Origin of the sequence: Parvimonas parva, assembly GCF_045866535.1 — a bacterium.
Taxonomy (GTDB): domain Bacteria; phylum Bacillota; class Clostridia; order Tissierellales; family Peptoniphilaceae; genus Parvimonas; species Parvimonas parva.
This window is the reverse complement of sequence record NZ_AP038371.1, coordinates 256,755-282,367: the sequence shown is the minus strand read 5'-3', so window position 1 is coordinate 282,367 and position 25,613 is coordinate 256,755. Positions and strand designations below refer to the sequence as shown.

Genomic DNA, 25,613 nt, shown 5'->3' with positions numbered 1-25,613 from the left:
TTCCTAAAAATTATTCTGAAATTATTTTTACACTTGCACTAACTCCAAGTCTTTCAGCTCCAAGTTCAATCATTCTTAAAGCTGTTGCCTTATCTCTAATTCCACCACTTGCTTTTACTTTTGCATTTTCTCCAACTGTTTTTTTCATAAGTTCAACAACATGTTCATTAGCACCTGAAGTACTAAATCCTGTTGAAGTCTTTACATATTCAGCTCCGGCTTTAACACAAAGCTTAGAAACTTTTACAATTTCTTCATCAGTTAATAGACAAGTTTCTAAAATTACTTTTAAAAGTGCCTTTGCTCTTGTAACATCAACAAGCGCCTTTATATCATTATATACAAAGTCTAAATCTCCTGATTTTAATGCTCCGACATTGATTACCATATCAATTTCAGTTGCACCGTTTTTAATTGCATTTTCAGTTTCAAAAACTTTACTTTCTGTTGTCATTGCTCCTAAAGGAAAACCTACAACAGTACAAACTTTTGTATTTGAGCCTTTTAAATTTTCAGCACATCTCTTTACATGACAGCCATTAACGCAAACAGAAAAGAAGTCGTATTTTTTAGCCTCATCACAAAGTTTGTCTATCATTTCATAAGTAGTATCTGCTTTTAAAGCAGTGTGATCCATATATCTATTTAATTCCATTATGCTATCTCCAATGCTAATTTCATCATAGTTGTAAAACTTTTTTGTCTTTCTTCAGCAGTAGTTTTTTCTTCAAAAATAAATGAATCTGAAACAGTTAAAATCGTAATTGCATTAACTCCTGCATAATTAGCATTGCAATAAAGAGCATAACTTTCCATATCTACTGCAAGAACTCCCATTTTTGCCCATTTTTTCCAATCATCAGGTGATGCATTGTAAAAAATGTCTGAACAGAATACATTTCCTACATTAATGTCAATATTTTGTTCCTTAGATGCTTCATAAGTTTTTCTTAAAAGCTCCCAAGAACAGTTCGCTGAATAAGTTCCGTCTAATTTATATTGATGAGCAAAATTTGAGTCAGTTGATGCAGCCATTGCAACAACAACATCATATAATTTTAACTTATCGCTATAAGCTCCACAAGAACCGATTCTAATTAAATTTTTAACTCCATAGAAATGGATTAATTCATAAGAATAGATACCGATTGACGGTGCTCCCATTCCGCTTCCCATAACAGAAACTCTTTTTCCGTTATATGTTCCTGTATATCCTAACATTCCTCTTACATCATTGAAAAGAGTAACATCTTCTAAAAAATTTTCTGCAATAAACTTCGCTCTTAAAGGGTCTCCCGGCATTAAGACAGTTTCTGCGATTTCTCCTTCTATTGCTCTATTATGTGGTGTCATAAAAAACCTCCTAAAATTTCATATTCGACTATAATCTTAACATAAAAATGTCAATTTTTCAAGAATTTAGATAAAAAAGCCGAATTGCAAATACAATCCGGCAAATATTAACTCTATTTCATAACTTCTCTAACTTTATTCGGTATCATTATAACTTCAGACTGAATAATTTTTACTTTAACTCTAACTAATTCAACATTTAGCATTGTTCATTTAACTCCAACAACAACTCATGAACAGTCTTTTTGAAAACAGGATGAACTTTTTCAGGACTAATTTCGTCCATTGGTTCTAAAACAAAAGACCTCTTTTGTATTTCGATATGCGGAACTTTTAAATCCTCTTCATCTATTATCAAATCTTCATAGAATAAAATATCTAAATCTATAATTCTAGGACCCCATCTAATCAATCTAACTCTACCCATTTCAAGCTCTATTCCCAAAAGTGTTTTTAAAAGTTCTCTAGGGCTAAGCTCAGTTTCAGCTATACAAACAGCATTTACAAAATTATCTTGCTCCGTATAACCGTAAGGCTCAGTTTCAATATATGTTGAAATTTTTTCAACCTTAACTCCATTTTTATTCATATTTTCAACAGCCTCATCAAGATTTTTACGACCATCTCCCATATTACTTCCTAAAGCAATCCAAACTTTACTCATCAAAACCTCCTATTTTTTATATGCATCAAAATTAATATCTTCACTCTTATCAGCCATTCTAATCGAATCACCAATCAACATTGCAGAAAAATGCTTATTAAAATCGTGAACTCTTAAAATATTCACTCCCTTAAAAGATGCGATAGCACTCAAATAAGCAGATGCTAAGTCTACATTAAACAATCCTTCTTCAGTTTTTATATCCGATTCGATATTATTTTCAGCTAAAATATTTACAACAAATCTCTTTCTTGAAACACCTAAAAATGATAAATATCCCATGTCATGAATTCTGTCTATTCCTTTAATCAATTCAAGATTTTCTCTTTTTGTAAGAGCAAAACCAATACCTGGGTCTAAACAGATTCTTTCCTTTTCAACACCTTTTTCAAGCGCAATCTTCAAAGTTTTATTAAAACTCTCTTCCATCATATCTAAAATATTTAAACTTTGTAAATATTCCAAGTCTTTGTCAGTCATAAAAGCATTCTTTCCAAACTTTGGAAAAATTTTAGAGCCGTCATGTTCAGGTCTTATGATAACAGGATTGAACATCATAACATAACCAACGTTTGAATTTGCAATTACATCAACCATTTTTTCATCTCCAAGCAAACCCGTAATATCATTTATAATATCAGCTCCAGCATCTATAACCGCCTTTGCAACTTCAGACTTCCAAGTATCAACTGAAATAATAACGTCCATTTCAGACTTTATAGCCTTTATAACCGGAACAATTCTTTCAATTTCCTCCTCTACGGAAATCAATTTACTTCCCGGTCTAGTTGATTCTCCACCTATATCCAAAATGTCCGCTCCACCACGAACAAGTTCCTTCGCTCTCTTAACAGCCATTTCAACATCAAAATATTTTCCACCGTCAGAAAAAGAATCCGGTGTAACATTTAAAATAGCACAAAGCTTCGTTCTATCTCCATTTTTAATTGACTTATCTCTAAACTTAAATTCTATATTTGCCATAAAGCACCCCCATATAAAACAATTTCCTTTTCTATTATAATAAATATGAAATAAAATATCAAGAAAAAAAGGCGAGAAAAAATCTCGCCTTTGATTAAATTTTGTATTAAATTTACTAAACTCTTTCTACAAATAATTTACCAACTTCTCCATTAAAGTCAACTTCTTCTGTATCTAAGTTCTCTACGAAGTTTAGTTCAACCCCCAATGTTTCTTTCATTATAAATTCTTTATAATTTTCAATTGCTTTTTTAAGTCTGTCTGTGCAAGTGTATTTTATTTTAATTTCATCAAGCACGTCGAAGTCGTTTGACTTTCTCATTTGTTGTACTTTTGAAACTATTTCTCTTGCAAAGCCTTCGTCAAGTAATTCATCAGTTAAAGTCGTATCTAAGATTACAAATAGATTATTTTCCATTGTAACGTCAAATCCCTCTTTTGCACTAACTTTTACATCGACATATTCTTTTAGGATTTCAGTTTCTTCTCCATTTAATTCTACTGAAACTGCGCCTTTTTCAAGTTTTTCTAAAAATTCTTTTGGATTTGTTTCATTTAAGAAATTACCAAATGCTTTTATTTTTGCACCAAGAATTTTTCCACAAACTTTGAAATCAGGTTTTAACATATAGTTCATAAATTCGGATAAATCTTTTTCAAATACAACTTTTTTAACATTAAGTTCTTCCATAATCAATTCTGTTAAGTCGCCAATTTTTTCTTCTAAAGCATAATCAACAACAATTTCAGAAAGTGGTTGTCTAACCTTTATTTTAACTTTTTCACGACTTGCACGTCCAATTGTTACAAGATTTCTAACGATATCCATTTTTTCTTCTAATTTTTCATCGATTAGTTTTTCGTTATATTCAGGAATGAAATCTAAGTGAACGCTCTTTTTGTCAGTTAGGTTACAATACATTTCTTCTGCGATAAATGGAGTTATCGGAGCGATAATTTTTGAAATTCCAAGTAAAATTTCATAAGTTGTATTGTAAACAGCCTTTTTATCATCATCAACTTCTGTTTTCCAGAATCTTCTTCTATTTCTTCTGATATACCAGTTTGAAAGGTCCTCGATTACAAAGTCGGAGATTGCACGAACAACTTTTGTAACTTCAAACTTATCCATATTTTCATTATACATTTTTAAAAGATTGTTGAAACGAGATAATATCCATCTATCAATTTCAGGTCTTTTATCATATTCAACAAAAAATTCTCTTGGGTCAATGTCGTCGGTTCCGGAATAAAGTTGGAAGAAGTTGTAAGTATTCTTAAATGACCTAAAGAATTTACTTTCAATTTCTCTAAGTCCCTCAACGTCAAACTTTGTTGGTACCCAAGGTGGTGAAACATAAAGTGAATAGAATCTTACTGCATCGGCACCGAATTTGTCAAACAATTCAATCGGGTCGATAGTATTTCCACGAGATTTACTCATCTTTTTGCCGTCTTTATCTAAAATTAAATCATTTACCAAAACATTCTTATAAGGAGATTTTCCTGTTATAAGTGTTGAAATAGCAAGTAATGAATAGAACCAACCACGAGTTTGGTCTATTCCCTCGCTGATGAAATCTGCAGGGAATAATTCATCAAAGTTTTCCTTGTTTTCAAATGGATAATGATGTTGTGCAAATGGCATTGCTCCAGAGTCAAACCAAACGTCGATAACGTCCTTTTCTCTTGTCATTGTGCCACCACATTTTTCACATTTTAAATGAACATTATCTACATAAGGTCTATGAAGTTCAATATTTTCGTCAATATCTTCAATACTTCTTTGGGCTAATTCTTTTCTTGAGCCGACACTTGTACAATGTCCACAATCACATTTCCAAACATTGAAAGGTGTTCCCCAATATCTTGAACGGCTAATTGCCCAGTCATTTAAGTTTTCAAGCCAGTTTCCAAATCTCTTTTCCCCAACAAAATCAGGATAGAAATTAACAGCCTTTGCATTTTCAATTAGTTTTTCTTTAAATTTAGTTACTTCGATGTACCAAGAAGGTTTTGAATAGTAAATTAAAGGAGTATGACATCTCCAACAATGTGGATAATTATGTTCTACTTTTTGTTTTTTAAGCGCCTTATTATTTTCAAAAAGATATGTGATAATATCTGCATCACATTCCATAACAGGTCTACCCTCATATCTTGTAGTGCTAAACTTACCTTCTTCATTAACCGGATTGATTAATGGAAGATTATATCTTCTTCCTGTTTGATAGTCATCTTCCCCAAAAGCAGGAGCAGAGTGAACGATACCTGTACCGTCATCAACAGTTACATAGTCGGCAAGTGTTACAAAGAACGCCTTTTGTTTTACTTCAATTTCAGGAATAAGTTGTTCATATTCCCAATATTCCATATCTTTTCCTAAGAATTTTTCTACAACTTCATAATCTTCACCTAAAACTTTAGTTGCTAAATTTTCAGCTAAATAGAAAAACTCATCTTTATATTTTACCTTAACATAAGTTACATTCGGATTGACAGTTAAAGCCACATTTGAAGGAAGAGTCCAAGGAGTTGTTGTCCAAGCGATGAAATAAGCATCTTCATCTTTCTTCTTAAATTTAGCATAAACTGTTGTAGTTTTAATCATTTCATAACCTTGAGCAACTTCGTGAGATGCAAGACCGGTTCCACAACGCGGACAATATGGTAAAATCTTTGCTCCCTCATACATTAAACCTTTTTTAAAAATTTCATCTAAAAGATGCCAAACAGATTCAACATAATTGTTATTAAGAGTTATATAAGGGTTGTTCATATCTGCTAAGAAAGCCATTCTTTCAGACATTTCTCTCCACTTACTTTCATAAACAAATACAGACTCTCTACATTCCTTACAGAATTTTTCTACACCATAATCTTCTATTTCTTTCTTACTTGAAAGTCCTAATTTTTTTTCAACTTCAATTTCAACAGGAAGACCATGAGTATCCCAACCGGCTTTTCTCTTAACCTTAAAGCCCTTCATTGTTTTATATCTACAAGTCATATCCTTTAAAGTACGGCTTATAACATGATGAATACCGGGTTTACCATTTGCAGTTGGTGGACCATCAAAAAATATGTAATTCTTTCCACCTTCTCTAGCATTCACAGACTCATGCAACAAATCTATTTTTTTCCAATATGCTGACGTTTTCATTTCTCTATCCTTAACGGATTCTTTTGAAAGCTCTCTAAACTTTGCCATATATACCTCCATTTTTATTAGTTTTTATAAATTCAACAAAAAAGTCCCTAAGAAAAAATCTTAGGGACGAAATATCCGTGTTACCACCCAAATTATTTAAAATCAAAAATTTTAAATCACTCATTAATCTTTAACGGAATTACCCAAAAACTCCAAGTTGATACGAATATGTTTCATAAAGCAGTTTTCACCAAACACTGCCTCTCTAAATTAATTCACAAATTCCGTCCTCTTCAACGTTTAATCTCAAAATATGTGCTATATTATACTACAAAAAAGCAAAAAAGTCAAACACTTTACATTATGGAATGAAGTATTTATTTTATACGTCATCTCGACCGTTTCTTTTTTCCGTCATTTCGACTGAAACGAATGAAGTGAGTGAAATGAATCTAGCCCTAACTTGTTTGCTTGCAAACATAGTAGGTCTGACGCAAAGATTGTCTAAATCTTCGATTTAGGTACAATCGACTGTGTAAATCTTCATATATGGTACTATCCTTAACTTTAGCCACAAAACAATACAACAATTTATCGATATTTTCCATTTTAAAATTTAACAACTATTAATTTATTTAATACTAAATTTATCATAAAAATAAATTCTTCTAAAAACAAACAACTAAATGTTTGTAAATATATTTTTTAGGGTATTAAAATAAATAGATTTTATACATAATATTGGAGGTAGAAATGAATATTTATGAATTTAAAGTAAATGACATTGACGGAAATGAAGTTTCAATGGAAAAATTCAAAAACAAAGTTTTACTTATAGTAAATACAGCCAGCGGTTGTGGTTTCACTCCCCAACTTGAAGGACTACAAAAATTATATGATGATTACAAAGATAAAGATTTTGTCGTTTTAGGTTTTCCTTGTAATCAATTTAAAAACCAAGACCCCGGAACAAACGAGGAAATTAAAACTTTTTGCAGTTTAAACTTTGGAGTAACTTTCCCAATGTTTGAAAAAATAGAAGTAAACGGAAAAGACGCTCACCCATTATATCAATTTCTAAAATCTAAAAAATCAGGAATTTTAGGAAATAAAATAAAATGGAATTTCACAAAATTTCTTATAGATAAAAATGGAAATGTCGTTTCAAGATTTGCTCCTACAACAGAGCCAAAAGATATTGAGAAACATATAGTTGAACTTTTAAAATAATTTAAAGAAAGCAAAAATGCATTGTTGAATAACAATGCATTTTTAAATTTCTTTTCTATTTAGTACAAATATAGATGTAAAAATCATCAAAATTGTAAGTAATATTGTAGTTAAAATCGAATATCTATAATCTGAAAATGATATACTTCCCTTAATTAAATTAATATTATCTGAAAATAGAAACATTGGTAAAAACTTAGCTATTTTATCATACATTCCAATTAAAAATTGTAATGCAATAGTTATAACTAAAGTTGATAAAGCACCTACAGTATTTCTAAACACAAAACCTGCAAAACATTCTAATATTATTAAAAATATTCCGAATATCCAAATTGGAATTGATGCTTTTATTGCAAGTAATATCTCAACATTTTCTTTAAATATATAATTTGTATATAAATTAAAGATTAAACAGTAAATGATAAAAGATACTGTCCACAGTATAGATGCAAAAAACATTTTAGAAATTACAATCTGAAATCTAGGTAATCCCTTTGCAACTAAATTTACTAATGTTTTTTTAGAAAACTCATTTACAATATAGTTACTGAAAATTATAGCTATAAATATAAAGCCAAGTTGAGTTACATTTTTAAAAAACTGCGCCCATGAATCTATAAAAGTAGGCTCTTGAAGTCCTTTAGCTAGTTCTTCTCCCAAAAATGATTTTAAAATTTCAGGAGAAATTTTCGCTGTAACAGGACCTAGAATTCCAAGAAAGAGAAATATAAAAAACATTATAAATAATTTTTTATTCCTAATACTTTCGAGATATTCTTTCTTTAACAATGCTATAAATACTTTCATTTTATCACCTCTATAAATAAATCTTCTAATGAAGGCTTAATTATATTATAGCTACCTATAAGCAAATCATTATCCAAAACAGTTTTAAATATTCTATTTTCAATATATTTCAAGTTTTCAAAAGAAGAAAATATTGCAGAGCAATCCTTTAATTCAACTTTAATATTATTAGTTTCAAATTTATTTAAAAATAAATCCCTATCTTCAATATTAAAAAATTCTACTGAAATTTTATCTTTTAATCCCATATTTTTGATGTCAGATATATTTCCATTTAAACAATTAACCCCATCATTCAATATCAAAAACTCATCACAAACTCTTTCAACATCTTGTAGGATATGAGTTGAGAATAAGACCGTTGTATGCTCCTTAATCTTTAATAGTATATCCAAAATTTCTTTTCTACCGATTGGATCTAAAGCTGAAGTCGGCTCATCGCAGATTAGTAATTTAGGTCTATTAAACAAAGCCTGAGCAATTCCAAGACGTTGCTTCATTCCTCTGGAAAATTTTCCTATTCTCTTATTTTCATCTTTGAGCCCAACTAAATTTAACATTTCTTCTGTTCTTTCTTTAATTTCTGATTTTGATAATCCAGTAATTTCTCCACATAAATTAAGGTATTCCTTTGGAGTCATATAGTCATAGAATTCCGGAACATCAGGCAAATATCCAATAAATCTATTTGTTTTCGTATTTCCAAAATGAACTTTTTCATCAAAAACTAAAATTTCCCCACAATCAGCCTTTAAAAAGCCTAAAATGATTTTCATAGTGGTTGTTTTTCCAGCACCATTTTTTCCTAGAAATCCAAAAATCTGTTTTTCTTTGATACTAAAAGACAAATCTTTGATAACATCATTTCCATTAAAAGTTTTTCTTAAATTATTTACAGTTAAAATATTCATCATTCTTCACTTCCAAATACAAAATATAAAATAGGTCCGATAGTTTGAATAAGAACTATCACACAAATCCATATCAATCTATTTCCACATCTATAATTTTGATGTTTTAAACAATGTCTTAATGCAACTACTAATAATGCTATATTTATAATAATAATTGGCAATAAAATTAAAAAATGTTCTCTTAAAAAGTCCATAATCTCCTCCTATTTATCCACAAAATTCTTCAACTTTTCAAAAAGCTCCTCAGTTTCTTCGATTGTTCTTTTATTTATATAGATTGTCTTTTTGTTTTTTCTGGTTATTTTTATTATTTTATCAACTTTGTTGAATCTGTAAAGTCTTATATTTCCTTCTCCCTCTAAAGAGAAATTACCATAAGCTTTTTCTTTGGTAGCACCACCGTTCATCCTAATAGCTCTTTTATTAGGAAATTTATCAAGCAATTCTATATTATCTATATCACCTGACTTTATATTTTCTTTATAAAGCATTGTTGAAATCTTAACAGTGTCTGAAATCTCAACTTTCCAGTCTTTTTCAAAAATTAGTGCTAGCCCGAATATAATTACAAATGCGAGAAGCATATTTGTAATTGCAAATAATATTTTCCCTTTTTTATTTCCTCGATTAATAACTGTACTACTACTATTCATTGGATCAGAAACTAAAATCCTTGGATCATTAGGATTTTTATAACCAAAAATATCATAGTATTCGTCTTGATCCTCAATAAATTTATCATCTTCAATATTACTGCTTATTTCCATATCAATTTTATTAACAGTAGATATAATATAAAAGATAAAAAATGTAATCAGTATTATACTTGATACAAAAGGAAGAAAAGAGTATTTATCCATTTTTTGTAAAAATACTAAACCTAAAAACAAAACAGCATACAAATTAGAAATTGTAAAAACTTTATTTTGAAGTTTTATAATTTTAATTTTATTTATATATAAATTCTTTTCTTTGTTATCGCTTATTACTGATATTTTAGTCTTTCTCCAGAAAAGTCCCATAAATACCATTGCCATTAAAGTTGTTGACAAGCAAATAAACAAAATTAACTCCATATCGGAAAAAGTTCCAAAAATAGAGAAACCAACAACAAAAACTATCAATGGAATTAACCAAAGGAAAATTGGAAGTTTTTGTTTATCTATTTCCTTTGCAACGGATAAATCCACATACTTTCTAGTAAAACTCGCAAAGTTCTTTTCCTTTTTTAGCTTTCTCATTTGTTTTATATATTTATTTGACAAAAATCCTAGAGAAATTAAATAAGCAAATATAATTCCGATAAAAAATAGAATTTCTATATCAGTTTTAGTAAGTAGTGGTAAAAATGAAATTATAAAAAACACTAAATGAAGCAATTTAAAACTCTTTAAACCTTTTTTACTAATTTCTTGCACTTCCTTACTATCTACCTCATTTATAGGAATTGTAGTAAGTAAAATTTTCCCATTATTATAAGAAAACCCCTTCTTTTGTGAAAAATAACTTATCACAAAAATCATCCACAGACATCCATTCAAAATCAAATCGTAAATCATATTAAAAACTCCTTTCTATAAGTTCAAGCAAGAACTCTTTTCCAAGATTTCTCATTTTAACCTCATTAATTAAATTTTGTAAATTCTCTTTTATGTTTTCAATATTTTTTTCCGTGCATCTAACATATACAATCGAGCCTACACGTCTGTCAATCTCTATTACATTTTCACTTTTTAAAATTCCATAAGCCTTATTCACAGTCATTGGATTTATTCCAAAATCTTTTGCAAGTTGCCTTACAGACGGTAACTCATCACCATTTTTCAAATTTCCCTCTGCAATTTCTTTTATAATTCCATTACAGATTTGAGTATAAATCGGAACTTCCGATAAAGTATCAATAAAAAACATTTTTTACCTCCTTGTATTATATATAATAATACAGTTAATACAAAAAGTCAATAGCTAATTAAAAATTTCCACAAAAAAACTGCTACAAAATGTAACAGTTTTTAAAAATTTTATTCTTCATTTAAAGCTAAATTTGCAATAATGTTTATAAATGAACAAATTCCAATCAACAACATAGCTCCCATAACACTTCCCCATATTGTATCTTGAATATCCACTATTGCATTTAACCCTGCAAGTCTTTGATGCATAAACAAATGTATCAAAATAGAAATAGAACACAAAGTCATACTAATTATAGGTATAATTTTTATTAAATTTCTATTTAGTTTATCTCTTAACAACATAGCAATTATAGGTAACAAAATCGCTATTACTCCAACTACTATACTAATTCCAGTTTCCATAATTTACCTCCTATTAAAGTTTTCAGTTTATTAACTGTTATAAGCATTTTATCATAAAATATATTTTTTTACAATGATATTAATTCTTGTATATTTTTAATTAGTAAAAAATTTTTACAATGCAAAACATCTAGTAACTAGCAAAAAAAACACAACCCGAACAAGTTGTGTTTCTTTTAACTATTTATTTCTTTTTTTATTTATAACAGTCATTGCTCCAAGTAATGCCAATGGTAATAAAGCACTTGCACCGGAAATTGAAGTCTTTGCTAATTTTGATTTTTTAACAACTTTCTTATCTTTAGTCGTTTTATCAGAATTAGATTTAACATTTTTTCCTTCATCTCTTGTATCATCTGTTACTTTAGGTGTCTTTTCATTAACAGTTTTTTCATCAGCCTTTCCATTATATACAACTGCATATACTGAGAAGTGTTCGGTTGTAAATGTAACTGTTTTTTCATTTTGTGTAAAGTTTTTGCTTGTAAGCTTTCCATTTTTATCAATATGATAAACATCTTTTACATCTTTTCCTTCATTTTTTTGAACAGTAACTTTATATATTCCATTTCCAAGTTCTACACGTTTTCCATTTTCTACAAAATAAATATCAAAAGCATCTGAATCAAAACCTTTTAAAGATTTTACTTTTTCAACTTTTAATTCAATTCCACTTCTTAAATTATCTGATTCTACCTTAACTGTCTTTTCTTTATTTTCTATAAATTTAATTTTTTCATAATTTCTCCTTAAATTTTAATTACAAAACAAATATATTTATTAAATTTCTCTTGCACACCAATTATATATGTTTACAATTTTTATCAATATTGAATACATTTACATAAAAAATTTTAATGAATAATGATTTTCTATAACTAAATCCTATTAAATAAAATAGAAATTTATAGAAAAAAAGAACAACTTTTCAGTTGTTCTATGGTTGCGGGAGCAGGATTTGAACCTACGACCTTCGGGTTATGAGCCCGACGAGCTACCAAACTGCTCCATCCCGCGATATAAAAATTTAATTGGTGCCGAGGACCGGAATCGAACCGGTACGATGAGTTAACATCGCAGGATTTTAAGTCCTGTGCGTCTGCCAGTTCCGCCACCCCGGCACAATTGGCTCCCAGGGTGGGGCTCGAACCCACAACCTACCGGTTAACAGCCGGGTGCTCCACCATTGAGCTACCTAGGAGTTTGGCTACTTTCTAATCTCCCAATACGAAATGTATTAGTACATTCGACGTTTAAGAGCTTAACTTCCGTGTTCGAGATGGGAACGGGTGTATCCTCTTAGCTATCGTAGCCATACTTTTTTTATTTTACAATATATTACGTTAAGCTCTGAGCTTTCGCAGTCGAAACTTACAATTTTTAAAAATTTCATATTTAAAAATTGAGTTTCTTTGCATCTGACCTACGACGCAATCATAGATTGCTGTTAGGTCATTAACTTCTGTGTTCGAGATGGAAACAGGTGTATCCTCTTAACCATTGTAGCCATACTTTTAATATAAAGTAAAATTTACTCTATATACTATTATAAGTTTCAAACAAAAAATCTGAAACTTAATTTAAATATTTTGTAATATATTTCTGTTGAAATCCTCAATTAAAGAGTATATATTTCTGGTCAAGCTTTCGATTTATTAGTATCAGTTAGCTTTGATGTTGCCACCTTTACACCTCTGACCTATCTACGACATTTTCTGTATCGAATCTCTCTTGTATTTCTACAACAGGAAATCTCATCTTGAGGGGGGCTTCGTGCTTAGATGCCTTCAGCACTTATCCCTTCCAGACTTAGCTATTCAGCATTACCATTGGCATGATAACTGATACACCAGCGGTCTGTCCATCCCGGTCCTCTCGTACTAAGGACAGCTCCTCTCAAATTTCCTACGCCCACGATGGATAGGGACCGAACTGTCTCACGACGTTCTGAACCCAGCTCGCGTGCCTCTTTAATGGGCGAACAGCCCAACCCTTGGGACCTACTCCAGCCCCAGGATGAGACGAGCCGACATCGAGGTGCCAAACCTCCCCGTCGATGTGAACTCTTGGGGGAGATAAGCCTGTTATCCCCGGGGTAGCTTTTATCCGTTGAGCGATGGCCCTTCCACTCGGTACCACCGGATCACTAAGTCCTAGTTTCCTATCTGCTCCACTTGTTGGTGTCGCAGTTAAGCTCCCTTTTGCCTTTGCACTCTTAGAATGATTTCCATCCATTCTGAGGGAACCTTTGAACGCCTCCGTTACTCTTTAGGAGGCGACCGCCCCAGTCAAACTGCCCAACTGACAGTGTCCCTGTACTCGATTCAGAGTACCAGGTTAGAAATTTAGTATCAAAAGGGTGGTATCCCAACAACGACTCCACGAAAACTGACGCTCTCGCTTCTTTGTCTCCCACCTATCCTGTACATTTAATACCAAATTCCAATGCCAGCCTACAGTAAAGCTCCACGGGGTCTTTCCGTCCTATCGTGGGTAAGTCGCATCTTCACGACTACTACAATTTCACCGGATCCTTTGTTGAGACAGTGCCCAAATCATTACACCTTTCGTGCGGGTCGGAACTTACCCGACAAGGAATTTCGCTACCTTAGGACCGTTATAGTTACGGCCGCCGTTTACTGGGGCTTAAGTTCTATGCTTCGATTGCTCTAACATTTCCCCTTAACCTTCCAGCACCGGGCAGGTGTCAGCTCCTATACTTCATCTTTCGATTTAGCAGAAACTTGTGTTTTTGGTAAACAGTTGCTTGGGCCTATTCTCTGCGACCACTCTATGCTCTATCTGTATAGATTTCACATCTAATGGTACCCCTTCTCCCGAAGTTACGGGGTCATTTTGCCGAGTTCCTTAACAAAGGTTCTTCCGCGCGTCTTAGGATTCTCTCCTTGCCTACCTGTGTCGGTTTTGGTACGGGTATCTTCTCACTCAATAGTACCTTTTCTTGGCAGTTTGGAATCTGTTGCTTCACTACTCATTTTTCGCTCCCCATCACATCTCGATATTAAGATTAGGGATTTGCCTCTAATCTCTATCTACTTGCTTAGACGTGCTCTACCATTCACACGCTCAACATATCCTCCTGCGTCAGTACATCTCTCAAACATTCAAAGATAGTACAGGAATCTCAACCTGTTGTCCATCGCTTACGCTTTTCAGCCTGGGCTTAGGTCCCGACTTACCCTGAGAGGACGAGCCTTCCTCAGGAATCCTTAGGCTTTCGACGGGCAGGATTCTCACCTGCCTTTTCGCTACTCATGCCAGCATTCTCTCTTCTGTAAAGTCCACTTCGTCTTACAACTTAGCTTCACCCCTTACACAATGCTCCTCTACCACTAATTTACATTAGTCCACAGCTTCGGTATTAGATTTTAGCCCCGTTCATTTTCGGCGCTCTACCACTTGACCAGTGAGCTATTACGCACTCTTTAAATGTATGGCTGCTTCTAAGCCAACATCCTGGTTGTCTAAGTAGTAAAACATCCTTTACCACTTAATCTATATTTAGGGACCTTAGCTGGTGGTCTGGGCTCTTTCCCTTTTGACTATGAAGCTTATCCCACATAGTCTGACTCCCAATCATCATTTATCAGGTATTCGGAGTTTGATAACTTTCGGTAATGTCTAACACCCCTACGGTATTCAGTGCTCTACCCCCTGTAAACTAAATTGAGGCTAGCCCTAAAGCTATTTCGAGGAGAACCAGCTATCTCCAAGTTCGATTGGCTTTTCACCCCTATCCACAAGTCATCCGATAACTTTTAAACGTTACCCGGTTCGGTCCTCCATGAAATTTTACTTTCACTTCAACCTGCTCATGGATAGATCACCTGGTTTCGGGTCTATGGCATACGACTTATCCGCCCTATTCAGACTCGGTTTCCCTACGGCTCCGTAACTTCATTACTTAACCTTGCCGCACACCATAACTCGCTGGCCCGTTCTACAAAAAGTACGATATCATCTCTCTATAAGACTCTATCTGCTTGTAGGCATAAGGTTTCAGGTTCTATTTCACTCCCCTCCCGGGGTTCTTTTCACCTTTCCCTCACGGTACTATTCTCTATCGGTCACTGAGTAGTATTTAGCCTTAGGGGGTGGTCCCCCCATATTCACACAGGATTTCTCGTGTCCCATGCTACTCTTTCTAAGTCAGATATTAATCAATTTCGTTTACAAGACTTTCACTTTCTTCGGTTGGCCTTCCCAGACCATTCTACTATCAATCTTTATCCTTAACTTATTTTGGGCTCTTTCCATTTCGCTCGCCGCTACTTTGAAAATCGAATTTTTTCTTTCTTTTCGTCTGGCTACTTAGATGTTTCAGTTCACCAACTCTCCCCTCTTATTGCTATGTATTCACAATAAGATACTTGAGGTTTGCTCAAGTAGGTTTCCCCATTCGGACATTCCCGGATTAACAGATATTTGCTCCTCCCCGAGACTTTTCGCAGCTTATCACGTCCTTCTTCGGCTCTCAGTGCCAAGGCATTCACCTTATGCCCTTGGTCGCTTGACCAGAAATATATTACTCTTTAATTTTCAGGTTTCTTGTGTTGTATTGGTGGGCCTGGGGGGACTCGAACCTCCGACCTCACGCTTATCAGGCGTGCGCTCTAACCAGCTGAGCTACAGGCCCATATAGTGATAAAAAACATTGTTTACTTTTTTGAACTGTCGTTCTTAGTACTCCTTAGAAAGGAGGTGATCCAGCCGCACCTTCCGATACGGCTACCTTGTTACGACTTCACCCCAGTCATTAACCCTACCTTCGACGCCTTCCTCCTTGCGGTTAGATCGGCGGCTTCGGGTATTGCCAACTCCCATGGTGTGACGGGCGGTGTGTACAAGACCCGGGAACGCATTCACCGCGACGTTCTGATTCGCGATTACTAGTAACTCCGACTTCATGTAGGCGAGTTGCAGCCTACAATCCGAACTGAGATTGGCTTTTAGAGTTTTGCTTCACATCACTATGTCGCTTCTCGTTGTACCAACCATTGTAGCACGTGTGTAGCCCAAGACATAAAGGGCATGATGATTTGACGTCATCCCCACCTTCCTCCGATTTATCATCGGCAGTCTCTCCAGAGTCCCCATCCAAAATGCTGGTAACTGAAGATAAGGGTTGCGCTCGTTGCGGGACTTAACCCAACATCTCACGACACGAGCTGACGACAACCATGCACCACCTGTATAGCTGTCCCGAGGGACTTATCAATTTCTCAATAACTCAACTATATGTCAAGCCTTGGTAAGGTTCTTCGCGTTGCTTCGAATTAAACCACATGCTCCGCTACTTGTGCGGGTCCCCGTCAATTCCTTTGAGTTTCAGTGTTGCCACCGTACTCCCCAGGCGGAATGCTTAATGTGTTAACTTCGGCACCGAGGTTTGACCCCCAACACCTAGCATTCATCGTTTACGGCGTGGACTACCAGGGTATCTAATCCTGTTTGCTCCCCACGCTTTCGTACCTGAGCGTCAGTAAAAGTCCAGAAAGTCGCCTTCGCCACCGGTATTCCTCCTAATATCTACGCATTTCACCGCTACACTAGGAATTCCACTTTCCTCTCCTTCACTCAAGTCTATCAGTTTCAAGTGCTTAATGAGGTTAAGCCTCACGCTTTCACACCTGACTTAATAGACCGCCTACGTACCCTTTACGCCCAATAATTCCGGACAACGCTCGCCCCATACGTATTACCGCGGCTGCTGGCACGTATTTAGCCGGGGCTTCCTCCTATGATACCGTCATTATCTTCTCATAGGACAGAGCTTTACGATTCGAAAACCTTCTTCGCTCACGCGGCGTCGCTGCATCAGGGTTTCCCCCATTGTGCAATATTCCCCACTGCTGCCTCCCGTAGGAGTTTGGACCGTGTCTCAGTTCCAATGTGGCCGTTCATCCTCTCAGACCGGCTACTGATCGTCGCCTTGGTAGGCCTTTACCCTTCCAACTAGCTAATCAGACGCGAGCCCATCTTACACCGATAAATCTTTGACCCCTTTACCATGCGGTTCTGTGGTCTCATGCGGTATTAATCGTCGTTTCCAACGGCTATCCCCCTGTGTAAGGTAGGTTGCTCACGTGTTACTCACCCGTTCGCCACTTTCATTCTATTTCCTATCCCGAAGGCTATTCCATAAAAATCACGTTCGACTTGCATGTGTTAAGCACGCCGCCAGCGTTCGTCCTGAGCCAGGATCAAACTCTCTATTAAAAGTTCGTCTGCTCTCGCTGACTTTTTTGTTACACCAAATTATTGTTTTTCTTTGTACTCTCAAAGTTTCTATCACTATATGAAATTTTTAATGTTTCACAACAACCATTACATTATACAACATTTCTGTTTGGTTGTCAACACTTTTTTGAAAGTTTTTTTAAAAAAATTTTTAATTAAATTTCCAAAAAAAGTGACCCAGCTCTCACTGGGTCTTTATTATATCAATTATTTAATTTATTGTCAACACTTTTTAAAAATTTTTTCTAATTTTTTTGGCTTTGTTAATTTTTTTATGAAATATGATTTTAATTAAAATAATGATAAATTTAATTTAAAAGATTATTCATCTATATGTTTTGTTTTCAAATTTATTTTTTTTATATTAGGTTCGTCAATTTTTATAAAGTCAGTCAAATTTTTTTCAAACTTTTTCTCATCATCAGTTATATAGAATGTATTTTTATTATCTCCCAATTCATCATTTAGCAAATCATTCTCTTCTAAATATTTTTTCATTTCAATAGCAGTTTCTTTTGCAGGATTAACAAGTTTTATTGTTTCTCCTACAACTTTTTGTATTGTCCTTTCTAATATAGGATAATGAGTACAACCCATAACGATAGTATCTACTTGTTTTTCAATTAATTCATTCAAATAGTATTTTGCCGTTTCAACTGCTATACTACTTTCAGACAATCCCTCTTCAGCTATCGGTACAAATAATGGACAAGCCTTCGAATAAACTGTATTATTTTCATCTTCTAGCTTTATACATTTTTCATAAGAGCCACTTGAAACCGTTGCATTTGTTCCGATAACTCCAATTTTTTTATTTTTAGTAATGAAACTTGCCATTTTACTACCAGGAACAATAACACCAAGTATATTCATATCAAACTTTTCTTTTAATAATTCAAGCGCAACTGCAGAAACGGTATTACAAGCAATAATTAACGCTTTTATATCTTTTTTATCTAAAAATTCAATACATTCAGTTGAAAATCGCTTTATAGTTTCTTCACTTCTATTCCCATAAGGCACCCTAGCCGTATCTCCAAAATATAATATCTTTTCATTAGGTAAAATTTTCATCAGTTCCTTAACAACAGTAAGTCCACCAATACCTGAATCAAAAACGCCTATCGCTCTATTATCCATATTATCTCTCCATCGTCTTTACTTTAAAAGTGTTCTTATAAATCTTCTTAAAATAATTATATGCAAATTCTATATCTTTATCATTTTTAAAAATACCAAATACAGTAGGCCCCGAGCCACTCATAAGCGACTTAACACAACCAAACTCATACATTTTATCCTTTATAGTTTGAATTTCAGGACAGTATGAAATAGAAACTTCTTCCATTGTATTATATAGGGACTCAAAAAACTTATCATAATCTTTCATTTTGTATATTTCAATAAGTTTATCAACATTTTTACTATTGCCGGTTGGAACAATATTTGAATATACATAAGGAGTTGAAATTTCAACTTCATTATTTACAATAAGTACATTTGTAGTTGGCAGACTCTCAAGAATTTCAAGTTCATCACCAATTCCTCTTGTTCTCGCAGTTTTTCCAACAAGCAAATAAGGAATATCTGCACCAACACTTCTTCCAATTTTTTTTCTGTCTTCCAAAGTCATATTAAGGTTCAAAAGCTCATCTATCATTTCTATAACAACGGCTGCGTTTGTACTTCCTCCAGCAATTCCGGCAGATACAGGTATGTTTTTTTCAATATGTATAGAAAATTTTTCATCAAATTTATATTTTTCCCTAATTACGTTGTAAACTTTATAGACTAAATTTTTTTCATCTAGCGGAATATTTTTAGAATTAGAAGTAATTTTAAATTCATCAGCTATTTCAACAGTAACTTCATCATACAAATCCACAATCTGCATAATTCCATCTATATTGTGATAACCATCTTCCCTCTTTTCGATTACATCTAAAGTCAAATTTATTTTTGCATAAGATTTCTTTTTCATAAAATCACCTTTATTAATTTATTAAACATAACTCATTTTAAAATATTTTACCACAAATTTAAACAAAAAACAAAATTAAAAAATATTACATAAACTGTTGACTTATTTTAAAATAAGTGTTATACTTTTGTTAAGTAAAATATTAGCACTTAGCCTTAAAAGTGTTCTACTTTAAAGAATAACATAACCTATATAACTCATTATAATTTTGACGAGTTACTCTCTCCAAATTTACGGTGTACCCCCAAATCACCGTAACACTTAAAAGAAAGCGTAAGGCTTTCTTTTTTTGCGTAAAAAAATTCCATTAAAATCTAATGGAATTTTTGTTTTTTCTATTGTAGAACAACAAAGTTACTGCTATCTCCAACCTTATGTTAATCATCTTATAAGAGTTGGAAGTATTATTTCCCCATAAGTGATGCACCTAATGCCCCTGCAAATCTTCCTAACTCGTGTGTTTCTACTTTTTTTCCTAATAATTTTTCTAAAAGTTCTACCATATAGGAATTATTTGAAAATCCTCCGGTTAAGAAATACAAATCTGCCTCATTTCTAAATTTTCTTGTCTGTCCAACAACTTTATTTGCTATTGAATGAACAACTCCACTTGCTATATCTTCTTTAGGTCGTCCTTGTCCCATAAGGGAAATAACTTCAGACTCTGCAAATACAGTACAAGTCGAACTTATCGGAACAGGATTACCTATTCTTGACAATTCAAACATTTCATTTAAAGTAACTCCAAGTCTATTGCTCATAACTTCCAAAAACTTACCGGTTCCAGCTGAACATTTATCGTTCATTATGAAATCACTAACTAGACCATTTGAAATATTTATAATCTTTGTGTCCTGCCCTCCAATGTCGATTACATCACAATCTCTTTTCAACAAAAACATCGCACCTTTTGCATGTGTTGTAATTTCTGTAACAACTCTATCAGCATAGGGAACGGATACTCTCCCATATCCTGTTGCAACGACATAGCAATTGTCAACATCAAAGCCTTTTTCTGTCAATTTTTTATAAATTTCTTCTGAAGTTTCTTTACTATTCCAACCTGACGGCATCAAAATTGTATGAACTATTTCTTGTTTATCTTTATCAAAAACAACAACTTTTGAGGCTGTTGACCCTATATCTATACCTATATTCATTATATCATCTCCAAAAACGCTTCAATTCTGGTTGAAACTTGTCCCACATCAGTCATAGAATAATCAGATTCTATATACATATATGGTTTACCTTTTTCTTCTGTAACAAATCTTTTTACCTTTGTTGATTCAACAGCAAAAGTATGGCAAGCCTGAAGTACAATTTCAATAACAGCATCAACTTGATATTCATCTATCAACATATCCAAATCTTTAAATCTCTTTTTGTTCGGAGAAATAACAGAACAACTTAAATTAAGATATTTTTTAGCTATCGCATCTATCGGATTATCCATAGTTTCATCAATAAGCTCAAGTTTTTCACGAACTCCAGAGCAATTTTCATAGACAACAATATCAGCACCTGCATTTTCTATTGTAGTCAATATTTTTTCACGAACTCCACCAACAGGACAACCTGTTACTAAAATTCTAGGCCTACTACTCTTTTTACCCTTCAATTCTTTTTCCCACATAGCATAGAGTTCTTCTGTCTTTTCAACAAGAGCCTTATTTTTTGTTTCTCTATCAAAATTAAAACCAAAAGCATCTTGAGTTCCACTCATTGTAACTCCACTTAAAGGAGATGGGTTAAGTTTCCCAAGCTCAAAAAATCTTCTCAAGTTTCTTCTTTCCTGATTTCCGATTTTTATAGCCTCCCACAATTTTTCATCAGTAATTTCAACATTAAAAGTTTCTTCTAATCTTCTTTTTAATTTATAAAGCTCATTTGTCCAAAGTTTTAAAGATAATTCATCAGTATTATTTTGTGGAAGTTGCATAACGTGAACATCTTTAAATTCGCCCATTAATTCATACATTTTTTTCTTTCCATCACAAGTAGTTTCTCCTATAACAATATCTGAAAAATAAAAATATGGGCAAGTATCACTTACAGCAAAACCATAGCTTGACTTTATAAGCGGACATAAGTTCTTTGGTAAATCTCTTTCTGCATATTTTATAGAATCTTCTGTTGTGGCACATAAACTAACCGGAATAAGTCCTCCTGCATAGATTATTTCTTGAGGAGTATATGTACAAAAAATGCCTGCAACTTTTTTACCGGATTCTTTTAATTCTTTCATCTTTAAAAATCCATTTTTTTTGGTTTCATTGAAATCGTCAAAATTACTCGGAAGTTTAATATTTTCTTCTTTCATTGAGTTTCTCCTTTCTCTATTTGAAATTTATCATAAACAAAAAAGACGAGCCACTAACGAACCCATCCTTTTTGCTTATATCGGAATATTATATGAAAACGCTAAGTTGTAAAATTTAATACGTCTAATATATGCTTTCTATGTTCGATGAATTCATCACTATTTCTATTTCTTGGATATTCCATATCAATCTTTATGTCTTCCTTAATAATACCAGGTCTTGGAGCCATAACGTTGTTCCTTTCTCCATTGTTCTTCTAAATCTTTTGCATTCAAATCAACATCGGCAATAGTCATAGTCGCTTTCTTTTCTTTTGTTTTGTTTTCTTCGCTGTATTGATATCAGCTCTCTTTGCAGTTTGTCCACAAGCAGACAAAACTAATACGGACATCAATAAAAGTCCTATACTTCTTTTTTAATAAATAACCTCCAAATAATATCTGGTCAAAAACTTTGTTAATTTATGTATTAATCTTATTTATTATTTCAAATATTTTTGACCAACTCAATTATATCATATTAATAAATTAAGTCAACATTTCATTTATATTAATTATTTATGGAAAATAAGCTATCTATTAGCAAAGTTTATGAAATAGTTTTACCTTATAACAAAAAGTATATTAATACATAAAAATTTGTATAATAAAAAAATATTATTAAATTGAAAAAGGCACTGCTTAAACAGCGCCTTTAATCTTACTTTTTCAAAACTACGATATTTTTAAATTCTTTTGAATTTTCTTTTATTTTGTTTGTATTTCCAACTACGACAAATCCATCTTGACTTAATACTTCATCAATTACTTTTCCAAGTTCTCTTAAATCTTCCAATTTTGTATTTAAAAGTTGTCCTAAATATAATTCCAATTCTTTTTCATCTGAACCGGTTATATACATAACCATTGAAGTATATCCTTTGTGTTTTGGAGTAAGCAATGGATTGAAATCTTTTACCAATGAAATTTTGAAACTTTCCAATTCTTCTTCTGTTATTTCCATTTCTGAAACATATTTTCCAACGGAATTAAATGTTTCTTTCGTAGATTTCAAGTTAGGGTCTCTGTAACTGAACATCAACATTTCACTATCACGAGTTATGCTAAGTCCTGCTCCATAAGCTCCACCAATCGCTCTAATATTATTGTGCATATGAGTTGTACTTAAAATTTTTGATAAAAGTGAAAAACTTCCGGAGTATTCAATGCCTAACTTTTTCAAATCTCCTGCAAATGTAACGTAATTTACATCAGAAGAAGTTGCAATTCCCTCTTTTAAATTTTCTCTTTCAAATGTGAAATCATAAGAAATATCCTCAAATCTTGGGAATTCTTTTACACATTCAACAAATGCTTTTTTGATTTCTTCAAAGTTTTCTTCTGTTGTGGTTATATTTACAATAGTTTCGTTTTGTTTAAACATTCTATTGTAAACAAATTCCATTTTTTCTAGAACATTATCAATTCTGTCATCAAAATTTTCAGCCAAATCTTGAATAAATTTCAAATAATCAAGCCCTTTAAATCTTTCATCATAACAAGCCTTATTTGAAAAATATGATTTTGCTCTATTTATTCCATACATATGACCTGCACCAAGAACATCTTGCTCCAATTCTCCCTTGATAGACAAAACTTCTTCTTTGATTCTGTTCTTATCTGTAAAAATTGTTTCTTTTAATAAAACTTTTAAAAGTTCAACCGTTTCTTTTAGTTTTTCACCTAAGAATTTTACACTAACAACAAATTTAGGAACAAATTTTTCCCTGTTTTTCGCATTAGTCAAAGTTGTAATAGACGTTGAAACTCCACCACAACGTAAGAATGTTTCAACTGAAAAATCTTTGTAAGTCATTGATTTTTTATCCAAAGATTTAAGTAAATTTTCAACAAGTGAAAGATATACAATTTCATCTTTTGAAATATGTTTTAAGTCGAAACAAATATCGACATAATTAATTCCTGAAGTGAAAATATTATGTTTTAAAACTGTTATATCTTCAATTTTTTCAACTTCGTTTGGAATTTTTAATGTTTCCTTATCAATATCTTCTATTTTTAGTTTTGGAATAGTCGCCTTTTGCTCTTCAGTACTTTCCGTTTGTTGATATTCAATTAAATTCTTTGTATTTTCAATTATTTTTTCGATTTGAATTTGACTTAAAGAGTCTTTATATCTCTTTAACCATTCTTTTTGGGCTAAATCTTTTTTGTCATTAAGTCCGGCACTTGGAGAAAGAACGATGAATGCTTTATGATTGTTATTCAAAATCTTTTCTTCGATAACTCTTTCCAACAATCTGTTATTCAAAATATCTTCTCTAATTTCTGATAATGCCTCATCAAAAGTAAGTGAATCCATAGGACTGCCACCATATAACCAAGTATCAAAAATACTAAAGAAATATTCAACTCCGGCAGTTGTAGAATTCAAAAGTTCTCTTATAGAAAACTCTGTTCTATTTAAAACAGCGATTAACTTTTCTTTTCCAATTCCATTTTTAACAACTTCTCTTAATACATTTTCAACAATTTCTTTAAATTTATCTAAATATTCTCTTTCAGAATTTATAACATAAACTCCAAAGCTGGAAAATTTTGTAGATTCCATTGAAATTGAAGATACATCTTCACAAATATTTGCTTTAAGTAATGCCTCTTTAAGATATGCACCTTGCATATCAACTAAAATTTCAGATAATAACTTTTCGATTATTCCGTCTTTTAGTCCGTTGCTTTCGCCGAAACAAGAAGAATAAGCTAAAAATGTTTTATTTTTAGTATCTTCATCTTTTGAAACGGAATATTCATCAAAAACATTTTTTGTATTTTCAAAAGGCTTTTGATTTCCCTCAAAATTATCTATTTTCTCTTTTTCAAAGTTTGAAAGATATTCTCTGTCTAAAAACTCAAGTCTTTCCTCCATATCACAATCGCCATATAAATAAATATATGAATTTGAAGGGTGATAATATTTTGAATGGAAATCGCAAAAATTTTCATAAGTCAAATTTGGAATTTCATAAGGTTCTCCACCTGATTCCATAGCATAAACGGTATCAGGACAAAGTGCGTTATTCACTCTGTAATAAAGAGTTGTTTCAGGGACAGAATATGCACCTTTCATTTCATTATAAACTACACCTTTTATATTAAGTTCATCTTCAGCATTTTCAAGCTCATAATGCCAACCCTCTTGCATAAATATTCTTCTATCCTTTTTCATTACAGGATAAAAAACAGCGTCCATATAAACGTCCATTAAATTTTTAAAATCTTTTTCGTTTCTACTTGAAACGGGATAAATCGTCTTATCCGGAAAAGTTAGAGCATTTAAAAATGTAGCCATACTAATCTTTACCATATCCATAAAAGGCTCTTTAGTTTGAAATTTTCTTGAGCCAGATAAAACACTATGCTCAATTATATGGCAAATTCCTGTATTATCTTTAGGAAGAGTTTTAAAACCGATCCCAAAAGTTTTATTATCATCATCGTTTTTCATCAAAAAAACTTTTGCTCCGGTTTTCTCGTGTTCAAGTAAAACACAATCAGAATTCACATCTTTAATATGTTTTTCTTGTATTAATTTATATCCTTTATACATATCGTCTCCTATTTTTT

Annotated in this window: 18 protein-coding genes, 4 tRNA genes and 3 rRNA genes; 1 reads left to right on the top strand and 24 read right to left on the bottom strand. The window is 32.5% G+C overall.

Annotation, left to right across the window (positions count from 1 at the left end):
- Nucleotides 1–10 precede the first annotated feature (10 nt).
- The 5 genes from deoC to ileS form a co-directional block, all read right to left on the bottom strand.
- Nucleotides 11–655: a deoxyribose-phosphate aldolase gene (gene deoC / locus ACKTSI_RS01415; protein WP_407862951.1), complete on the bottom strand. Its 645-nt coding sequence runs from the start codon at nt 653–655 to the stop codon at nt 11–13.
- Nucleotides 655–1,353 carry a purine-nucleoside phosphorylase gene (deoD, locus tag ACKTSI_RS01410; protein ID WP_068471777.1) on the bottom strand — a complete coding sequence of 233 codons (699 nt, stop codon included), beginning with the start codon at nt 1,351–1,353 and terminating at the stop codon, nt 655–657. The genes deoC and deoD overlap by 1 nt, the downstream gene beginning before the upstream one ends.
- 199 nt (nt 1,354–1,552) lie before the next feature.
- Nucleotides 1,553–2,017 carry a 2-amino-4-hydroxy-6-hydroxymethyldihydropteridine diphosphokinase gene (folK, locus tag ACKTSI_RS01405; protein ID WP_407862950.1) on the bottom strand — a complete coding sequence of 155 codons (465 nt, stop codon included), beginning with the start codon at nt 2,015–2,017 and terminating at the stop codon, nt 1,553–1,555.
- 9 nt (nt 2,018–2,026) lie between these two features.
- Nucleotides 2,027–3,001, bottom strand: a complete 975-nt coding sequence (gene folP / locus ACKTSI_RS01400; protein WP_407862949.1) for a dihydropteroate synthase — start codon at nt 2,999–3,001, stop codon at nt 2,027–2,029.
- 115 nt (nt 3,002–3,116) lie between these two features.
- Nucleotides 3,117–6,212 carry an isoleucine--tRNA ligase gene (ileS, locus tag ACKTSI_RS01395; RefSeq protein ID WP_407862948.1) on the bottom strand — a complete coding sequence of 1,032 codons (3,096 nt, stop codon included), beginning with the start codon at nt 6,210–6,212 and terminating at the stop codon, nt 3,117–3,119.
- A 693-nt stretch (nt 6,213–6,905) separates the two neighbouring features.
- On the opposite strand from ileS, the gene ACKTSI_RS01390 reads away from it, so the two are divergent.
- Nucleotides 6,906–7,382, top strand: coding sequence for a glutathione peroxidase (locus tag ACKTSI_RS01390; protein ID WP_068471786.1), 477 nt, complete (start codon nt 6,906–6,908; stop codon nt 7,380–7,382).
- 42 nt (nt 7,383–7,424) lie between these two features.
- Here the strand turns inward: ACKTSI_RS01390 and ACKTSI_RS01385 are convergent, their stop codons facing one another.
- The 19 genes from ACKTSI_RS01385 to ACKTSI_RS01295 all read right to left on the bottom strand — a co-directional run bounded on the left by ACKTSI_RS01385 (nt 7,425) and on the right by ACKTSI_RS01295 (nt 25,596).
- Nucleotides 7,425–8,192 (bottom strand): ABC transporter permease, encoded by a 768-nt coding sequence (locus tag ACKTSI_RS01385; RefSeq protein WP_068471788.1) that lies wholly within the window; start codon nt 8,190–8,192, stop codon nt 7,425–7,427.
- A complete protein-coding gene (locus tag ACKTSI_RS01380) occupies nt 8,189–9,103 on the bottom strand; it encodes an ABC transporter ATP-binding protein (RefSeq protein ID WP_407863116.1) in 915 nt (304 codons plus the stop codon). Before ACKTSI_RS01380 ends, ACKTSI_RS01385 begins: the two co-directional genes overlap by 4 nt.
- Entirely contained in the window at nt 9,103–9,300 is a 198-nt protein-coding gene (locus ACKTSI_RS01375; protein ID WP_407862947.1) for a PLD nuclease N-terminal domain-containing protein, read from the bottom strand. Before ACKTSI_RS01375 ends, ACKTSI_RS01380 begins: the two co-directional genes overlap by 1 nt.
- A 9-nt stretch (nt 9,301–9,309) precedes the next feature.
- A complete protein-coding gene (locus tag ACKTSI_RS01370) occupies nt 9,310–10,665 on the bottom strand; it encodes a hypothetical protein (protein ID WP_407862946.1) in 1,356 nt (451 codons plus the stop codon).
- Nucleotide 10,666: 1 nt separating this feature from the next.
- Nucleotides 10,667–11,017, bottom strand: a complete 351-nt coding sequence (locus ACKTSI_RS01365) for a GntR family transcriptional regulator (RefSeq protein WP_407862945.1) — start codon at nt 11,015–11,017, stop codon at nt 10,667–10,669.
- Between the two features lie 110 nt (nt 11,018–11,127).
- The gene (locus ACKTSI_RS01360) at nt 11,128–11,424 is read right to left on the bottom strand and encodes a hypothetical protein (protein WP_068471798.1); all 297 of its coding nucleotides are present in this window, start codon (nt 11,422–11,424) and stop codon (nt 11,128–11,130) included.
- Nucleotides 11,425–12,364: 940 nt separating this feature from the next.
- Nucleotides 12,365–12,441 (bottom strand) — tRNA-Met (locus ACKTSI_RS01355).
- 15 nt (nt 12,442–12,456) lie between these two features.
- A tRNA-Leu gene (locus ACKTSI_RS01350) sits at nt 12,457–12,545 on the bottom strand.
- 5 nt (nt 12,546–12,550) lie between these two features.
- Nucleotides 12,551–12,625: transfer RNA gene (locus ACKTSI_RS01345), tRNA-Asn, on the bottom strand.
- Nucleotides 12,626–12,741 (bottom strand): 5S ribosomal RNA (gene rrf, locus ACKTSI_RS01340).
- Nucleotides 12,742–13,059: 318 nt separating this feature from the next.
- Nucleotides 13,060–15,961, bottom strand: a 23S ribosomal RNA gene (locus tag ACKTSI_RS01335).
- A 43-nt stretch (nt 15,962–16,004) separates the two neighbouring features.
- A tRNA-Ile gene (locus tag ACKTSI_RS01330) sits at nt 16,005–16,081 on the bottom strand.
- A 58-nt stretch (nt 16,082–16,139) separates the two neighbouring features.
- Nucleotides 16,140–17,664 (bottom strand): 16S ribosomal RNA (locus ACKTSI_RS01325).
- The 16S, 23S and 5S rRNA genes sit together here with 4 tRNA genes alongside, the layout of an rRNA operon.
- Before the next feature lie 342 nt (nt 17,665–18,006).
- On the bottom strand, nt 18,007–18,825 hold the full coding sequence (murI, locus tag ACKTSI_RS01320) for a glutamate racemase (RefSeq protein WP_407862944.1): 819 nt from the start codon (nt 18,823–18,825) through the stop codon (nt 18,007–18,009).
- Between the two features lies 1 nt (nt 18,826).
- Nucleotides 18,827–19,666: a 4-(cytidine 5'-diphospho)-2-C-methyl-D-erythritol kinase gene (ispE, locus tag ACKTSI_RS01315; RefSeq protein WP_407862943.1), complete on the bottom strand. Its 840-nt coding sequence runs from the start codon at nt 19,664–19,666 to the stop codon at nt 18,827–18,829.
- 404 nt (nt 19,667–20,070) lie between these two features.
- Nucleotides 20,071–20,826, bottom strand: coding sequence for an acyl-CoA dehydratase activase (locus tag ACKTSI_RS01310; RefSeq protein ID WP_068475147.1), 756 nt, complete (start codon nt 20,824–20,826; stop codon nt 20,071–20,073).
- On the bottom strand, nt 20,826–21,989 hold the full coding sequence (locus tag ACKTSI_RS01305; protein ID WP_407862942.1) for a double-cubane-cluster-containing anaerobic reductase: 1,164 nt from the start codon (nt 21,987–21,989) through the stop codon (nt 20,826–20,828). The genes ACKTSI_RS01310 and ACKTSI_RS01305 overlap by 1 nt, the downstream gene beginning before the upstream one ends.
- Nucleotides 21,990–22,090: 101 nt before the next feature.
- Nucleotides 22,091–22,219: a hypothetical protein gene (locus ACKTSI_RS01300; RefSeq protein ID WP_255353745.1), complete on the bottom strand. Its 129-nt coding sequence runs from the start codon at nt 22,217–22,219 to the stop codon at nt 22,091–22,093.
- A 470-nt stretch (nt 22,220–22,689) separates the two neighbouring features.
- Nucleotides 22,690–25,596: an insulinase family protein gene (locus tag ACKTSI_RS01295; protein WP_407862941.1), complete on the bottom strand. Its 2,907-nt coding sequence runs from the start codon at nt 25,594–25,596 to the stop codon at nt 22,690–22,692.
- Nucleotides 25,597–25,613: the final 17 nt, after the last annotated feature.

Excerpts from the sequence above, each read along its gene's own strand:
- ACKTSI_RS01365 (WP_407862945.1), bottom strand. The coding sequence starts at position 11,017 with ATGTTTTTTATTGATACTTTATCGGAAGTTCCGATTTATACTCAAATC.
- ACKTSI_RS01390 (WP_068471786.1), top strand. The coding sequence starts at position 6,906 with ATGAATATTTATGAATTTAAAGTAAATGACATTGACGGAAATGAAGTT.
- ACKTSI_RS01375 (WP_407862947.1), bottom strand. The coding sequence starts at position 9,300 with ATGGACTTTTTAAGAGAACATTTTTTAATTTTATTGCCAATTATTATT.
- ACKTSI_RS01300 (WP_255353745.1), bottom strand. The coding sequence starts at position 22,219 with ATGGCTCCAAGACCTGGTATTATTAAGGAAGACATAAAGATTGATATG.
- ileS (WP_407862948.1), bottom strand. The coding sequence starts at position 6,212 with ATGGCAAAGTTTAGAGAGCTTTCAAAAGAATCCGTTAAGGATAGAGAA.
- deoD (WP_068471777.1), bottom strand. The coding sequence starts at position 1,353 with ATGACACCACATAATAGAGCAATAGAAGGAGAAATCGCAGAAACTGTC.
- ACKTSI_RS01295 (WP_407862941.1), bottom strand. The coding sequence starts at position 25,596 with ATGTATAAAGGATATAAATTAATACAAGAAAAACATATTAAAGATGTG.
- murI (WP_407862944.1), bottom strand. The coding sequence starts at position 18,825 with ATGGATAATAGAGCGATAGGCGTTTTTGATTCAGGTATTGGTGGACTT.
- deoC (WP_407862951.1), bottom strand. The coding sequence starts at position 655 with ATGGAATTAAATAGATATATGGATCACACTGCTTTAAAAGCAGATACT.
- folK (WP_407862950.1), bottom strand. The coding sequence starts at position 2,017 with ATGAGTAAAGTTTGGATTGCTTTAGGAAGTAATATGGGAGATGGTCGT.
- ACKTSI_RS01310 (WP_068475147.1), bottom strand. The coding sequence starts at position 20,826 with ATGAATATAGGTATAGATATAGGGTCAACAGCCTCAAAAGTTGTTGTT.
- ACKTSI_RS01370 (WP_407862946.1), bottom strand. The coding sequence starts at position 10,665 with ATGATTTACGATTTGATTTTGAATGGATGTCTGTGGATGATTTTTGTG.
- folP (WP_407862949.1), bottom strand. The coding sequence starts at position 3,001 with ATGGCAAATATAGAATTTAAGTTTAGAGATAAGTCAATTAAAAATGGA.
- ispE (WP_407862943.1), bottom strand. The coding sequence starts at position 19,666 with ATGAAAAAGAAATCTTATGCAAAAATAAATTTGACTTTAGATGTAATC.
- ACKTSI_RS01385 (WP_068471788.1), bottom strand. The coding sequence starts at position 8,192 with ATGAAAGTATTTATAGCATTGTTAAAGAAAGAATATCTCGAAAGTATT.
- ACKTSI_RS01305 (WP_407862942.1), bottom strand. The coding sequence starts at position 21,989 with ATGAAAGAAGAAAATATTAAACTTCCGAGTAATTTTGACGATTTCAAT.
- ACKTSI_RS01380 (WP_407863116.1), bottom strand. The coding sequence starts at position 9,103 with ATGAATATTTTAACTGTAAATAATTTAAGAAAAACTTTTAATGGAAAT.
- ACKTSI_RS01360 (WP_068471798.1), bottom strand. The coding sequence starts at position 11,424 with ATGGAAACTGGAATTAGTATAGTAGTTGGAGTAATAGCGATTTTGTTA.